Source organism: Thermodesulfitimonas autotrophica (genome assembly GCF_003815015.1).
Classification (GTDB): domain Bacteria; phylum Bacillota; class Desulfotomaculia; order Desulfotomaculales; family Ammonificaceae; genus Thermodesulfitimonas; species Thermodesulfitimonas autotrophica.
Genome location: NZ_RKRE01000001.1, coordinates 142,399 through 157,307, shown reverse-complemented (window position 1 = coordinate 157,307; position 14,909 = coordinate 142,399). Strand labels below are relative to the sequence as shown.

Sequence of the window (14,909 nt, the reverse complement as noted above, 5' to 3'; positions counted from 1 at the left end):
TTTTCCGCCCGCCAGGCCGAACCGGTAAAAATCAGCAGCCGAGCCGGTCCCAAGAAAGGAGCAAAACCGCTACCACACCAACGCCGGCCAAGAAAAGCCCGTCCTGCAACCTAAACCGAAACGGACTTAGCAGCCGGGGCTCACCGGTATACCCTCGCGCAAGCATCGCCTGGTAAACTTCTTCGCTCAACCGCTGCGTTTTGGCGATAATGGTGCCGGCCGTGGCGCCGATGAAACGCCTTCCTGTCTTCCCCGTAGCGGGGCCGACAACACGGACTTTGTAAGCCTCAAAGGCTTCGGTGGCTATACGGAGGAAAAGAAAGATGTAGCGCAGGGTCATCTCCAGCGTAAGGACAAAGATTTGCGGCAAAAGGAAAACCCGCAGCGCTCTGAGGAGCGCCGGCCACGGCGTAGTCAGGGTAAGGATAAGGGCGAAAGAAACCGATGCCCCCGCCCGCAAAATAATAGTCGCCGCGCCCTGAAGGCCCTGGGCAGTAATAGCAAGGGGGCCGCCAAAATGGTACGGTCCCAGGTGAAGGTTTGCCTCGGGCACCAGCATCACCAGAGGCGTGCCGGGAGTGAACCAGTTGAAAACCGCCGGGAGAACCATGATCCCCGTAAAAAGAGGGACGAAAGAGACCCTTTTCAGGAAAACGCCCAGCGGCAACCGGCAGGCAGCGGCCAGCAAAAGCGTCAACAAGCAGGTCACAGCGAGCGTTCGGAGGCTCTGCTCGCACCCCACCACCCCGATCAGCACCACCGTGGCGAACACCTTCACCCGGGGGTCAAGCAGCTGGTAAAGCCCCGGCTTCCGGGCCATAGAGGTGGTGAAAAGTTCGTCTTCGAAGATGCGGGTCAGGTCCCGCAGGTTCTTTTCGATAAAGTCCGCGCCCCAGCGACGCCGGGGCGCGGCCTCTACAAGCGCTTCGGACGTTTCCTCGCTAAGCCAACGGGGAAGCGTATCCACAGCGTTTTTCCTCTTCTCTACTCATGCTCGCCCTTCGCCAGGGCACGGCCAATGAAGTAACTGAGAATAACGATTACCGCAAGCCCCACTACCGCCGAAATGATGTAACCAACGGCCTGCTGCGCAAAGGTCTTATCCAAGCCGGGGACGCTGTAATCAGGCAGAACCGCGTGCCAGGTTTCCCCTAGCTTCGCCAGACCCTGCGGCACCATACCTAACATTTCCTTAAGTTCGTCGGTCCCCCATTCACCCCACGCTGTCCCTTGAGCCAGAAGCCCTAAAGGAGAAAGGATGGTAAGGACCACGATCCAGAACCATAACTTCCGGTAAACAGGCACGCCCAAACCCCCCTCTGCTTTACGTTCTAAGCCGTAGCGTTATAAAAGAGAGACTCTTCGGCAGAGCGCTGCAGGTAATAGACCACGATTCCGGTTATAACGGCTTCAATCGGCCCAGCAACCGTAAGGTGCGCAAACATCATCGCCGGAATGGCTTGGGCAAGGCCGTACGGGCAATAAAGCGGCGCTCCGGCTGCGGTATGGAAAAGCGCTGGTTGGATACCGAACTCCACCGCGGCACAGAAGGCAGCGGCGTTAAGCCCCACGTAGCTCCCAATAACGCTTCCCAAGACGCGGTTTCGGCCACCGGCACTGATCGCCCGGTAAACGGCGTACCCTAAAAAGGGTAAAACAAAAGCCATATTAAAACAGTTAGCCCCGATCGCCCATACACCGCCGTCGCCAAAAATAAGCGCCTGAATGATCAAGGCAATCGATACGGCGATGCAGGCCGCCCAGGGACCTAAAACAATAGCGGCCAAGGTCCCGCCAACGGCGTGCCCCGTAGTCCCTCCCGGGATGGGCACGTTGAACATCATGATTACGAAGCTGAAAGCAGCAGCCAGAGCCAGAAGCGGCACCTGCTTACTTTTCAAGGTTTCCTTAACCTTTTTTACGGCCATGCCCCAGACCGGTACCATCGCGGCGTACATCACGACCGAAGTCGAAGGGCTTAAATAACCATCCGGAATGTGCATTTCATCCCCTCCCCAAAAGCCTTTTTGGTCGGTGCAAACGAAAATTCCTACTTAAACACCCGTGTCTTTGCTCACCCCCTTCAAAAACAAAAAGACCACCTTCCCGGGTTCTCCGGAACCCCACCGGTGGCCTCCGTGGCCGTAAAGCCAAACCGTTTAGGGAAACCCAGACGCCTTATCCGGGCGTCGTTTACCCCAGTGGCCTTCGCCTGCTCCGTGCAGACTTTTCGACAAATATCATTCTCGTTTATCCGGAAAAATCCTGCTCCCCCGCCAGAATGGGGCGCAATTTTCGCGCTTTATTCTTCCAGTCCCAAATGCACGTGCGGGTAAAGATGCTCCTTCCCCGTACCTAACTGGTGGAGGTGGTAATCTGGATGCACCAGGTTGGCCCGCAAAAGCAATTCGCGGTCGGCGAGAACCGCTTCCGGCTCCCCTGCCGTGACCAAGCCGTGGTCCTCGCCCAAAACCAGCACACGCTGGGCCAGCACCGGAACGGTTACCAACTCGTGGGTAGCGACTACGATCGTCTTGCCGACTTGAGAGAGCGCGCGCAAAAAATTGAGCAGCCAGTGTTGCGAGCGCGGATCAAGATTGGCGGTGGGTTCGTCTAAAAGCAGCACCTCCGGGTTAACCGCCAGCACCGCGGCCAGCGCCACCTTTTTCTTCTCCCCGTCCGAAAGCTGGTGCGGCGGGCGGTCGCGCAGGTGGGTAATCCCTAAAAGCGACAGCGTCTCGGCAACCCGTTCCTCGACCGCCACCTGCGAGAAGCCGAGGTGCAGCGGCCCGAAAGCCACCTCGTCCCGGACCGTCGGGCAGAAAAGCTGTGCCTCCGCGTTCTGCAGCACGAGACCCACCCGCCGGCGAAAAGCGAAGTTGAAGCCTTCGTTTTTAAAGGCGGCAGGTGTGAGCGCCGTCCCGAAGGCCCGCACAGTGCCGCTCGTAGGGAAAATAAGCCCCGCCAGCAGCTTCAGCAGGGTGGATTTCCCCGAGCCGTTAGGTCCGAGCAACACCAGCCGCTCGCCCCGGAAAACTTCAAGGCTGATATCTTCGAAGACCGGCCGCTTCTGGTTGTAAAAAAAACTCACGTTTTCAAGCGTAAAGATGCGCTCTTTATCCTGTCGCAAGAGTAACCTCCTTATTTTCTTTTCAGTTTAACACCACCTCCAGCCAAAAGAAACCCTCCGTAACGATTGAAATAAGGGTCAACTTAAGGAGATTTTCGCTTCTGACTTGACAGATGCCAGTAGGATTATCTAAGCTGGTGCAAGAGCGGTAACCGTACCCACGACGCAACGAAACAAGCCACGGAGGCGAGATAAATGAGCATCTTAACGGCTATCGGCAACACGCCGCTGATCGAGCTCGTTAACCTGCGTCCCAACCCTAAGGTGCGGATTTTCGGCAAGTTCGAGGGGGCCAACCCCGGCGGCTCGGTTAAGGACCGCCCGGCGTACTATATGATCAAAAAGGCCGAGGAATCGGGAGAGCTGACCCGCGACAAGATAATCCTTGAACCGACCTCAGGTAATACCGGAATTGCCCTCGCGATGATCGGCGCCGCCAAGGGCTACCGGGTCACCCTTTTTATGCCGGAGTGCGTTAGCAGCGAGCGGCAGCGGACCCTGCAGGCTCTCGGCGCGGAGGTGATTCTCACCCCGGCCAAAGAGGGGACAGACGGGGCGATCAAGCGGGCGACCGCACTCCTCGAAAAGGAGCCGGAGCGTTACTATATGCCTAACCAATTTGCCAATCCTTACAACGTGTTCGCGCACTACGAGACTACGGGACCGGAGATTTACGCCCAGACCAACGGCGAAATCGACGTCTTTGTCGCCGGCATGGGGACTACGGGTACGCTGATGGGTACGGGAAAATACTTAAAGGAAAAGAAGCCGGGCGTGAAAGTTGTGGGGGTGGAACCAACGGTGGGGCACGCCATTCAGGGGCTGAAGAACATGACCGAATCCACCCCGCCGGAAATCTACGACCCGCGCCAACTCGACGCCAAGATCGTGATTGAGGATGGCGAAGCCTTCGAAACAACCAGGCTGTTGGCAATCCGGGAAGGTATTTTCGTAGGCATGTCGAGCGGTGCTGCCATAGCGGCAGCCCTCCGGCTGGCCAAAGAAATGGAAAGCGGTATCATCGTGGCCATCCTCGCCGACCGGGGCGACCGGTACTTAAGCACCACCCTCTTCCGGTCGATATGCGCCAAGTGCCCGCCGTAAGTCTCGCCAGGTCAAGGTGAGCAAAATGAAGTGTCGCGTTTGCAGAGGAGAGGCTTTCGTCAAGCTGCCGGCGCATAACGCTGCCTTTTGCCCGGAGCATTTCGACGCCTTTTTTCTCCGGCAGGTCGCCCGGGCGATTAAGAAATACCGGATGTTGCCTCCCGGGGGACGGGTGGTAGTAGCCCTATCTGGAGGTAAGGATTCCTTAGTCACCGCGCTGGTGCTGCACCGCCTCGGCTATCAAGTCGAGGGGCTTTTCGTTGATCTGGGAATTCTGGAGGGAGATTTTTCTCCCGCTTCGCGGCAAGCCTGCGAAGAGTTTTGCGCTGCCCACGGGGTACCGCTTAGAGTCTACAGCTTGGCGGCGGAATTCGGCCGCGGCATCCCGGATATCGCGCGGCGCTACCCGCGAATCTGCGCCCTCTGCGGGGTGACCAAGCGCCACGTCATGAACGAGTACACGCTGGCCGTCGGCGCCGACGCCCTCGCCACTGGCCACACGCTCGACGACATGGCCGCGGCGCTTTTTGCTAACCTCCTGCGCTGGGACCTCCACTACCTGGCGAAAGGGCTACCCGTCCTGCCGGCGGAGGAGGGCTTTGCCAAAAAAATTAAACCCTTGGCGCTCCAAGCCGAAAACGAAATCCGGGCTTTTGCCGCGCTTCACGAGATTCGTCCGGTGGAGGCAGTATGCCCTTACGCTGCGGAAGCCAAATTCAAGCGCTATAAGCGCGTGCTCAACGAACTCGAAGAAAAGTCGCCCGGGCTTAAACGCGCTTTTTACGAAGGCTACACGCAACAGGCGCACCGCTTTAAAGAAGAGACCGCCCGCCCGCCGCTCGTCACTTGCGCGGTTTGCGGCCTTCCCGCTACCAACAGCCCCTGCACTTTCTGCCGGATCTGGCGGGATGCAACTTAAGCGTGAAAGTGGCCGCGGCTTGCCCCCGCGAAGACGGGTTTTAGCCTTTCTTAATATACGCTATCCCCCGGAAAAGGGCGATCAACCGCCCCTCATCATCTTCGACGGTGACCCGGTAATGGGTGAGCCGCCCGCCCCGCGACTCCTCCACCGCCCGCGCGGTCAGCACCGCGCCGGCAGTGGTTGCCCGCAGGAAGTCGATATCGGCGTGGATGGCAAGGGCCGTAGCCCCGTAGGCGTTGCTGGCGAGGCCGAAAACCGTGTCGGCAAGGGCGAAAATCACCCCGCCGTGAGTGACCCCCGCAAAGTTGAGCATCTCCTCCCGGACGCGGAGCGTAGCCTCCGCGTACCCGGGTGCCAGGCGCGTTACCGCGACGCCGAGAGCTTTCGGGAAGGGATCCCCTTCGACTAAAGTGCGGTAAAGGTCGCCGCCTTGTTCCGTTACTTGGTCAGCTGGTGGTTTGTTAGACATAGATTTACTTTTTCGCGACCGCCGGGCTAAATCCTCCCAACTATGTCCCATAAGTAGCAGGAATGAGACCACTAAGATAGAAGATACCTCCCCAAAAGCGCGTCCGGGTCCTTCTCTGAGGAATAATAAATCGGGGCGAACTCGCTTTTTACCAAGGGCGTTGGTTTAAGGAATGAACCGAACCGAGTGGCGGCAGTTACGTTACTTGGCGCGACTTTGCGGCGTCGAAACCGCCTACCACGACGTGACGGGCGTGCGGCGGGAGGCTTCACCGGAAGCGCTGCTGGCAGTGCTCCGCGCCCTCGGGGTCGCGCTGGCAACGCCAGCCGAGGCAGGCGCCGCGATCCGCGAGTTGCGCCTGCAGAAAGCGCGCCGTGCTTGCGAACCGGTAACGGTCGTCTGGGGGGAAGCGCCACTGCGCCTGCAACTCTGCCTGCCTCCAGAGCAAGCGGAAAGCCGCGTGGCCACCTCCCTCTCTCTTGAAGACGGCACCGTCCTATCTGCCGCCCTCGACCTTGCCACGTTGCCCCGGCGCCGGTGCCTGAAGGTGGCGGAAGAAGAGTTCGTAGTCAAAGAACTGGTCCTCCCCGTGAAACTACCACCCGGCTACCACCGGCTGCACCTTAGTCTTCCGGGGCGCGTAACAGAGACGCTCGTCGTTAGCGCACCAGTTAAGGCCTACACCTATCCAGAAAAAATCTGGGGGGTTTTTGTACCACTCTACGCCCTCCATTCGGAGCGAAGCTGGGGTGCAGGTGACTTCACCGACCTCGAAAACCTGGTCGGGTGGGTTCAAGGTTTAGGCGGGCAGCTCGTCGGAACCCTCCCGCTCCTTGCCGCTTTCCTCGACGTTATTTGCGAGCCCAGCCCCTACCTGCCCGTGAGTTGCCTCTTCTGGAACGAGTTCTACCTTGACGTGACGCGTATCCCCGAACTCGCCCATTGCCCGCCCGCGCGGGAACTCTTGGCGTCACCCGCCGTGCGTGAGGAGCTGGCGGCATTCCGCCAAAGGCCGCTTGTAGCGTACCGCCGCGTAATGGCCCTCAAGCGGACGATCTTAGAACTACTCGCCCGCTGCCTGGAGGCTCTGCCGGCGCGGCGCGCGGCGCTTGAGCAATGGCTCGCCGCCAAACCGCAAGCCCGCGACTACGCCCGCTTCCGGGCAGCGGTTGAACAGCAGCACCGCCTCTGGCCCCAGTGGCCCGCGCACCTGCAGGCCGGGCACTTAACCGAAGGCGATTACGACCCCGACGCCGCGCGCTACCATCTTTTTGTCCAGTGGCTCACCGAAGAGCAGCTTCAGTCCGTCGCCGCTAAAGCCAAGGAAAGCCCGCCTGGTCTCTACTTTGACCTACCCCTCGGCGTCCACCCGGCAGGGTACGATACCTGGCGGGAACGCGCTCTCTTCGTCCCTGGCGTAGCCACCGGCGCCCCGCCCGACCCCTTCTTTGCTGCCGGACAAAACTGGGGCTTCCCGCCGCTCCATCCCGAGCGTCTCCGCGAAGAAGGTTACCGCTACTTCATCGCCGCGCTCCGCCACCAGCTGCGCTACGCCGGTGCGCTCCGCCTGGACCACGTAATGCGGCTGCACCGTCTCTTCTGGATCCCCGCAGGCTTCCCTGCCGCCCAAGGTGTTTACGTGCGTTACCGCGCAGCAGAGTTCTACGCCATCCTCACCCTTGAAGCACACCGTTACCAAGCCGTAATTGTCGGGGAAGACCTCGGCACCGTGCCCCCCTATGTCCGCACCGCAATGGCCCGTCACGGCATAGGCCGGATGTACATCTTGCCTTTCGCGCTAACGGGTACCCCCCGCTGGCCGCTCAACCCCGTCCCCGCCGGGGCCCTCGCCGCCCTGAATACCCACGACATGCCGCCTTTCGCGGCTTTCTGGCAGCAGGATGGGCGCGCTCGCAGCACCCTACCATCCTTTCTCGCCGCGAATAACTTTCTCCCGGAGCCGACCGACGCGCCGGCAGCCATCCTCGCCGGTTGCCTCTCTTGGCTGGCGCAAAGTCCCGCCGGCTGCCTTTTAGTCAACCTCGAAGATTTATGGGGCGAGACGGCGCCGCAGAACGTCCCCGGCACGACCGCCTACCCCAACTGGCAGCGCAAGACCCGTTATCCCTTTGAGCAATTCAGCCGGTCCCCCGAAGTGCTGGAGATACTACAAAGGGTGAACCTTCTGCGCAAGGAGGGGGATTAGCGCTGGCCGCAGAAGTTACGTTGGGCGCCACCTACCTCGGCGAAGGCCGGTGCCGCTTCCGGGTTTGGGCCCCCTACGCTGATACTGTGGCGCTCCACATCGTCGCGCCGGAAGACCGGATCGTACCCCTAAACCGTGCCCCGCGGGGCTACTACGAAGCGGTAGTTTCCACCGTGCCGCCCGGCAGCCGCTACTTTTACCTCCTCGACGGGAAGAAGGAGCGGCCCGACCCCGCCTCGCGGTACCAGCCGGAAGGCGTGCACGGTCCTTCAGCGGTGGTGGACCTCACGCGCCAACCCTGGCCGGACGAAAGGTGGCCGGGCCACCCGCAAGAGGAGCTGATTTTCTACGAACTCCACGTGGGTACCTTTACCCCCGAAGGAACTTTCCAAGCGATCATTCCCTATCTCCCGGAACTGGCGGCACTCGGGATCACCGCGGTGGAGCTGATGCCGGTGGCCCAGTTTCCGGGAAGCCGCAACTGGGGCTACGACGGCGTCTATCCGTTCGCGGTCCAGAATACCTACGGCGGCCCCCACGCCCTCCGGCAGTTCGTTGCCGCGTGCCACCAGCAAGGTTTGAGCGTTTTCCTCGACGTCGTTTATAACCACCTCGGGCCGGAGGGAAACTACTTAGGGGATTTCGGGCCCTACTTCACCGACCGTTACCAAACACCGTGGGGTCGCGCAATAAACTTCGACGGGCCCGGAAGTGACGAAGTGCGCCGCTTTTTCATCGAAAACGCCCTCTACTGGGTGACCGAGTTCGCCGTCGACGGGTTGCGCCTCGATGCGGTCCACGCCATTTTCGACCAGTCCGCGCGCCACTTTCTCGAAGAACTGGCCGCAAGCGTCCGCCAGGCCGCGGCCAAGCGCGGCCGCCGCGTCTACCTCATCGCCGAAAGCGACCTCAACAACGCCCGCCTGATCCGTCCCCTTGTCGTTGGCGGCTACGGGCTCGACGCCCAGTGGAGCGACGATTTCCACCACGCCCTCCACGCTCTGCTCACGGGGGAAGCAAACGGCTACTACCGCGATTTCGGGCAGGTGGAGCACCTGGCCAAAGCCTTCCGCTGCGGGTTCGTCTACACCGGCGAATATTCTGCCTACCGGGAGCGCCGTCACGGCGGCGCCACGGAACTCTGCGCGCCAAAACAGTTTGTTGTCTTTGCCCAGAATCACGACCAGGTGGGCAACCGCGCTCTTGGCGAGCGTCTAAGCACCCTGGTGTCCTTCCCCGCGCTCAAGCTCGCGGCAGGGGTGGTTCTGCTTTCGCCCTTTTTGCCGCTTATCTTTATGGGTGAAGAATACGGCGAGACCGCGCCATTTCAGTATTTCACGAGCCACACCGCTCCGGAGCTTGCTGCCGCTGTCGTAAAAGGGCGCCGCGCGGAGTTCGCGCGTTTTGGTTGGGCGGCAGTCCCCGACCCGCAGGACGAAGCAACCTTCCGGCGGTCACGCCTGCACCGGGAGCAACTACAGGAGGACCAGCCCCGCGCCCTCTTCGCCTTTTACCGGGAACTGATCCGCCTCCGGCGGACCCTGCCGCCACTTACCAACCCCTCTTGGGAGCAAATGGCCGTGACCGCGTTCGAGCACGAGCGGGTCCTCCTTGTCCGGCGCTGGAACGGGGCCACGGAAGTAGCCCTCATCTTCTCCTTTAACCCCGAACCCCAAACCGTTACCTTACCGCTACCGGGCGGTCCGTGGGAAAAACTCCTCGACGCCGCGGCAGCAACGTGGCTCGGACCTGGGGCGCCAACGCCCGTAAGTTTTTGGTCGGAAGGGGCCGCCTCGCTCCCTTTAAGCGCCTACGCCTGCGTAGTTTTGGGACAAGTGCGAGAGGAGTGAATAAAAGCAAATGGAGCGTTACGTCTGCATTCACGGCCACTTTTACCAACCACCGCGGGAAAATCCCTGGCTGGAGGACGTCGAACTGCAGGACTCCGCTTACCCTTACCACGACTGGAACGAACGGATCACCGCCGAGTGCTACGAGCCGAACACGGCCTCCCGTCTGCTTGACGGCTACGGCCGGATAAAAAAGATCGTGAACAACTACGCGAAGATTAGCTTCAACTTTGGCCCCACTCTGCTCGACTGGCTGGCCCGGAAAAAACCCGACGTTTACGCGAAAATTATCGCCGCGGACCGGGAAAGCAAGGAGTATTTCGCGGGCCACGGCTCGGCTCTCGCCCAGGTTTACAACCACGTGATTATGCCGCTTAGTAACCAGCGCGATAAGTACACCCAGGTCCGCTGGGGCATCCGCGACTTCGTCCACCGGTTCGGGCGGCAACCGGAAGGGATGTGGCTCCCAGAAACCGCGGTGGATCTCGAGTCGCTCGAAATACTCGCTGCGCACGGCATCCGCTTTACAATCCTTTCGCCCTACCAGGCCCGGCGGGTGCGGAAAACAGGGGCGACCGCCTGGGAGGAAGTTGGGCCCGGTGGCGTCGACCCTTCAATGGCTTACCGCGTCAACTTACCCGCATCCGGGCGCTCCCTCGCCGTCTTCTTCTACGACGGGCCGATCTCCCGCGCCGTCGCCTTCGAGCGCCTACTCGCCAGCGGCGAGAATTTCGCCCACCGCCTCCTTACCGGCTTTACGACCGGGCGTACCTGGCCGCAGCTCGTAAACATCGCCACCGACGGCGAAACCTACGGCCACCATTTCCGCCACGGCGATATGGCCCTCGCCTACGCTTTGAACTATATCGAGACCAATAACCTCGCCCAGATCACCAACTACGGTGAGTACCTGGAAAAGCACCCACCGACCCATGAAGTCGAAATCGCGGAAAATAGTTCCTGGAGCTGCAGCCACGGGATCGAAAGGTGGCGGAGCAACTGCGGCTGCAACTCCGGCCTACACCCGGGTTGGAGCCAGGCGTGGCGCGCACCGCTCCGCAGCGCCCTCAACCACCTGCGCAACGCCGTCGCTCCCAGGTTCGAGGAACTGGCCCGCCAGTTCTTAAAGGACCCCTGGGCGGCCCGCGACGACTACATCAGCGTGATCCTCGACCGGACGCCAGAAAATGTTGCCGCGTTCCTCGCGCGCCACGCCCTGCGGCCACTGACCCCCGCGGAGGAAGTGACCGTGCTCAAGCTCCTCGAGCTGCAGCGCCACGCCATGCTGATGTTCACGAGCTGCGGGTGGTTTTTCGACGAAATTTCGGGAATCGAGACGGTTCAGATCCTGCAGTACGCCGCCCGGGTAATCCAGCTCGCCGAAGAGCTCTTTGCCACCCGCTTCGAACCTAGGTTTCTCGAAATCCTGGCGGAAGCCAAAAGTAACCTCAAGGAGCACCGGGACGGGGCTCACGTCTACGAAAAATTCGCTAAGCCGGCAATGGTTGATCTGCCCAAAGTAGGTGCCCACTACGCCATCAGCTCCGTCTTTGAAACCTACGACGCCGAATCACGGGTTTATTGCTACACAGTAAACCGCCGCGACCACCAAACGTCCGAAACCGGCAAAGTCAAGTTAGTGGTGGGTCAGGCGGCAATAACCTCCGACATCACCCATGAATCAGCCGACCTCAGTTACGGCGTGCTCTATCTCGGTGACCATAACGTCCACGGCGGTATCCGCCCGCACCGGGACGACGGAACTTACCAGGAAATGGTAACCAAAGCAAAAGACGCCTTCGACCGGGCCGACTTTCCGGAAGTCCTCCGCATCCTCGATAGCTACTTCGAGGGTGCCACCTTCTCGCTCAGGCAGCTTTTCCGCGACGAGCAACGCCGCATCTTGAATATGATTCTTGATTCCACCCTTAAAGAGATCGAGGCGGATTACCGCCGCATTTACGAGCACCACGCGCCGCTGATGCGCTTCCTCAAAGACCTCCGGATGCCGCTCCCGCAGGCGCTTTTTACCACCGCCGTGTTTGTAATCAACATGAGCCTGCGGCGCGCGTTCGCCACGGAGCCGCTCGACCTTGACCAGATCAACACGCTGCTCCACGAAGCGCATCTGCTGGAGGTGCCGCTTGATGCCGCCGGACTCGGTTATACTCTCGCCCAGACGCTCGAGGCTATGGCCCGGCGGCTTAAGGCCGACCCCACCAACCTCAACCTGGTGCGGGAACTCGATTCAGCCACCGACCTTGTTCGCTTCTTCCCCTTCGAAGTCAACTTATGGGCAGTCCAAAACATCTACTACGACTTGCTGCAGAACGTCTACCCCGCCCTGCGCGAAAAAGCGGCCAAAGGTGACCCGGAAGCCCAAGAACTCGTGGCCCACTATGACAACTTAGGCGAAAACCTCCGGATGCAGCGTGATGTTTAAGGTGGCTGGGGGGCGCGTTCCTGGCGCAACCTACCGGATCCAGCTCGGCCCGCACTTCGGGTTTAGCGAAGCTGCGGCGCTGATCCCCTACCTCGCCGCTCTCGGCATCACCGACCTCTACGCAGCACCGATCTTAGAGGCGCGCGCTGGAAGCACCCACGGCTACGACGTCACCGATCCGACCCGCGTCCGCGCGGCACTCGGCGGCGAAGAGGGGTTCCGCCGGCTGGTAGCGGCCTTGAAAGCGCACGGGCTCGGGCTGCTGCTCGATATCGTTCCCAACCACATGGCGGCGAGCCCCCAGAACCCTTGGTGGGCCGACCTCCTCCGGCATGGCCAAGCTTCACCATACGCCCCTTTTTTCGACATCGACTGGGACCCGCCGGCACCGGACTTGCGGGGAAGGGTTTTGCTGCCCGTGCTGGGAGCGCCGTTTGGCGAAGAGCTGGAAAAGGGGGCGCTGCAGCTCGCCCTTCAAGAAGAGGGTTTTTACGTCTGCTACCACGAACAGGCCTTTCCCTTATCTCCCGAAACCGCCGCACTGATCCTGCCCCCGCCCGAAGCGGAACTACCGGAAGACGCCGCGGCCCTGCGCCGCGCGAGCCGTGAGGTTATAAACGCGCAACTGCGGTGCTTGAACGGCACACCGGGCAACCCGGAGAGTTTCAACCGCTTAGAGGCGATCTTAGCGCAGCAGCATTACCGTCTCGCCTGCTGGCGGCTCGCCAATTCAGAAATTAACTACCGCCGCTTCTTTGATGTAAGTGAATTGGTGGGCGTGCGGGTCGAAGACCCAGCTGTTTTTGAGGCCACCCACAGGCTTCTCCTCCGCCTGGCAGCTGAAGGTAGCGTTACCGGTTTCCGCATCGACCACATCGACGGGCTCTACGACCCCTACGCCTACCTCCACCGCTTGCGCGAGAAACTGGTGGCCCTGGGACTGGAGAACTTCTACCTGGTGGTGGAAAAAATCCGCACCGGCGACGAAGAACTCCCCGGAAACTGGCCGGTTGCCGGCACCACCGGCTATGACTTTCTCAATGCGGTGAGCGAGCTTTTCGTGGACGAAAGAGGGCTTGCCCACTTAGAAGAGACTTACCGGGAGGCAACGGACAGCGCAGATTTTAGCGAAGTGGTTTACCGGTGCAAGCGGCTGGTCCTGGATAGGCTTTTCGCCAGCGAGACTGCAACCCTCGCCCAAGACCTGTGGCTTCTGGCCAGAAAAGACCGCTACGGCTGGGATTTGCCGCTCGCGGCGCTCAAGGAGGCCTTAATTGACCTTACCGCCTCCCTTCCTGTTTACCGCACCTACGTCCGCGGTTACCCGGTAGCCGCCCGTGATAAGCGCTACATCGAAGAAGCCTGCGCCCAGGCGCTGCGCCGCTCGCCCCACCTTGCCGTCGCGCTCACTTTCCTGCGGCGCCTGCTGCTGCTCACCGACTGGCCCCGGTTATCGCCGGCGCAACAAGAGGAGCACCGCCACTTCGTAATGCGCTGGCAACAACTCACGGGCCCGGTAACCGCTAAGGGTTTTGAAGATACGGCCCTTTACCGGTACAACCGGCTCCTCGCGCTCAACGAGGTTGGCGGCGATCCCGGAACATCCGGGCTTGCGGTAAGTGAGTTTCACGCGCGCAACGCGGCGGTCCTGCGTCGCTGGCCCCACACCCTCAATGCCACCTCTACCCACGATACGAAGCGAAGTGAAGACGTGCGCGCCCGGCTTAGCGTCCTTTCAGAAATCCCCGCAATATGGGTAGAAAAATTCAAATTATGGCAGCAGTGGAACCGACGGAAGAAACCGGTAGTTAAAGGCCGTCCCGTTCCTGACGCTAACACGGAGTGGTTCATCTACCAGACGCTCCTGGGCGCCTGGCCGCTGGACGAGAAAGAAGAGGCGGAATTTAAGGTTCGGCTCGCGGCTTACGTTACCAAGGCCGCCCGGGAAGCAAAGGTCCGCACTGAGTGGCTTGACCCCGACCCGGAGTACGAGCAGGCCTTGAGCGAGTTTCTCACGGCAATCCTGGCCCCCGAATCCGGCAACCTTTTCCGCGCCGACTTTGAGGCCCTTGAAGAAACAGTCGCTTACTACGGCGCCTTGAACTCCCTCGCGCAGGCTCTCCTCAAGATCGCCACGCCCGGAATCCCCGACTTCTACCAAGGAACGGAGGTCTGGAATTTCAGCCTGGTCGACCCCGACAACCGGCGCCCGGTAGATTTTGCCCGGCACAGCGCTCTCTTGCAGGGCTTGCAAAAGGACGAAAAAAGCCGCAGCAAGTTAAGCTTGGTGCAGGAGTTGCTGGCTTCCTGGAAAGACGGGCGCATCAAGCTTTACACTATCTACAAAGCCCTCCACTTCCGCCGGGACCACTTAGAACTTTTTTCCGGTGGCGCCTATCTCCCGCTCACCGTCGCCGGCTTACGGCGGGAGCACGTTTGCGCCTTTATCCGCCAAAAAGGGAACCAGTGGGTCGTAGTAGCGGTGCCGCGCTTGCTAGTGCGGCTTCAGCAACAGTCCCGCACCGGCCTGAGAAATCCCGAAGCACCAGCACTGCCCGCACGGCAACCACCGCTGGGAGCAGCAACCTGGAATGACGACCGCCTCCTTCTCCCGGAAAGCGCCCCGGAAGAATGGTATAACATTTTCACCGGGGAGAGCTTGCGGTACGTTCCCTCGCCCCACTGCGGCTCCACCCCTGAAGGGGGACACACTCTCTACCTGGCGGATGTTTTTCGTTCTTTTCCGGTAGCCCTTTTAACGGCAGATTAAAAACTTGCGCCGCGC

The 14,909-nt window shown here is 60.7% G+C and carries 11 protein-coding genes; 6 read left to right on the top strand and 5 right to left on the bottom strand.

What is annotated here, in order from left to right:
• Positions 1 to 31: 31 nt before the first annotated feature.
• From cbiQ to EDD75_RS00760, 4 genes are all read right to left on the bottom strand, one after another.
• Positions 32 to 967, bottom strand: coding sequence for a cobalt ECF transporter T component CbiQ (gene cbiQ / locus EDD75_RS00775; RefSeq protein WP_123926622.1), 936 nt, complete (start codon positions 965 to 967; stop codon positions 32 to 34).
• Between the two features lie 17 nt (positions 968 to 984).
• A complete protein-coding gene (locus EDD75_RS00770; RefSeq protein WP_123926619.1) occupies positions 985 to 1,305 on the bottom strand; it encodes a PDGLE domain-containing protein in 321 nt (106 codons plus the stop codon).
• Between the two features lie 26 nt (positions 1,306 to 1,331).
• On the bottom strand, positions 1,332 to 2,003 hold the full coding sequence (gene cbiM, locus EDD75_RS00765) for a cobalt transporter CbiM (protein WP_123926616.1): 672 nt from the start codon (positions 2,001 to 2,003) through the stop codon (positions 1,332 to 1,334).
• A gap of 299 nt (positions 2,004 to 2,302) precedes the next feature.
• On the bottom strand, positions 2,303 to 3,130 hold the full coding sequence (locus EDD75_RS00760) for an energy-coupling factor ABC transporter ATP-binding protein (protein WP_123926613.1): 828 nt from the start codon (positions 3,128 to 3,130) through the stop codon (positions 2,303 to 2,305).
• A gap of 195 nt (positions 3,131 to 3,325) precedes the next feature.
• Here EDD75_RS00760 and EDD75_RS00755 point away from each other — a divergent pair, with 195 nt between their 5' ends.
• The gene (locus tag EDD75_RS00755; RefSeq protein ID WP_123926610.1) at positions 3,326 to 4,234 is read left to right on the top strand and encodes a PLP-dependent cysteine synthase family protein; all 909 of its coding nucleotides are present in this window, start codon (positions 3,326 to 3,328) and stop codon (positions 4,232 to 4,234) included.
• Positions 4,235 to 4,259: 25 nt separating this feature from the next.
• Positions 4,260 to 5,153 carry a PP-loop family protein gene (locus tag EDD75_RS00750; protein WP_123926607.1) on the top strand — a complete coding sequence of 298 codons (894 nt, stop codon included), beginning with the start codon at positions 4,260 to 4,262 and terminating at the stop codon, positions 5,151 to 5,153.
• A 40-nt stretch (positions 5,154 to 5,193) separates the two neighbouring features.
• Here EDD75_RS00750 and paaI read toward each other — a convergent pair whose 3' ends face one another.
• The gene (gene paaI, locus EDD75_RS00745) at positions 5,194 to 5,625 is read right to left on the bottom strand and encodes a hydroxyphenylacetyl-CoA thioesterase PaaI (protein ID WP_170157642.1); all 432 of its coding nucleotides are present in this window, start codon (positions 5,623 to 5,625) and stop codon (positions 5,194 to 5,196) included.
• Positions 5,626 to 5,797: 172 nt separating this feature from the next.
• On the opposite strand from paaI, the gene malQ reads away from it, so the two are divergent.
• The 4 genes from malQ to treY are packed head-to-tail and all read left to right on the top strand — an operon-like array spanning position 5,798 to position 14,894.
• Positions 5,798 to 7,831, top strand: coding sequence for a 4-alpha-glucanotransferase (gene malQ, locus EDD75_RS00740; RefSeq protein WP_123926601.1), 2,034 nt, complete (start codon positions 5,798 to 5,800; stop codon positions 7,829 to 7,831).
• A 20-nt stretch (positions 7,832 to 7,851) separates the two neighbouring features.
• A complete protein-coding gene (gene treZ / locus EDD75_RS00735) occupies positions 7,852 to 9,681 on the top strand; it encodes a malto-oligosyltrehalose trehalohydrolase (protein ID WP_245963014.1) in 1,830 nt (609 codons plus the stop codon).
• A gap of 10 nt (positions 9,682 to 9,691) precedes the next feature.
• Positions 9,692 to 12,124: a DUF3536 domain-containing protein gene (locus EDD75_RS00730; RefSeq protein WP_123926594.1), complete on the top strand. Its 2,433-nt coding sequence runs from the start codon at positions 9,692 to 9,694 to the stop codon at positions 12,122 to 12,124.
• Positions 12,117 to 14,894 carry a malto-oligosyltrehalose synthase gene (gene treY, locus EDD75_RS00725; RefSeq protein ID WP_245963013.1) on the top strand — a complete coding sequence of 926 codons (2,778 nt, stop codon included), beginning with the start codon at positions 12,117 to 12,119 and terminating at the stop codon, positions 14,892 to 14,894. The genes EDD75_RS00730 and treY overlap by 8 nt, the downstream gene beginning before the upstream one ends.
• Positions 14,895 to 14,909 lie beyond the last annotated feature (15 nt).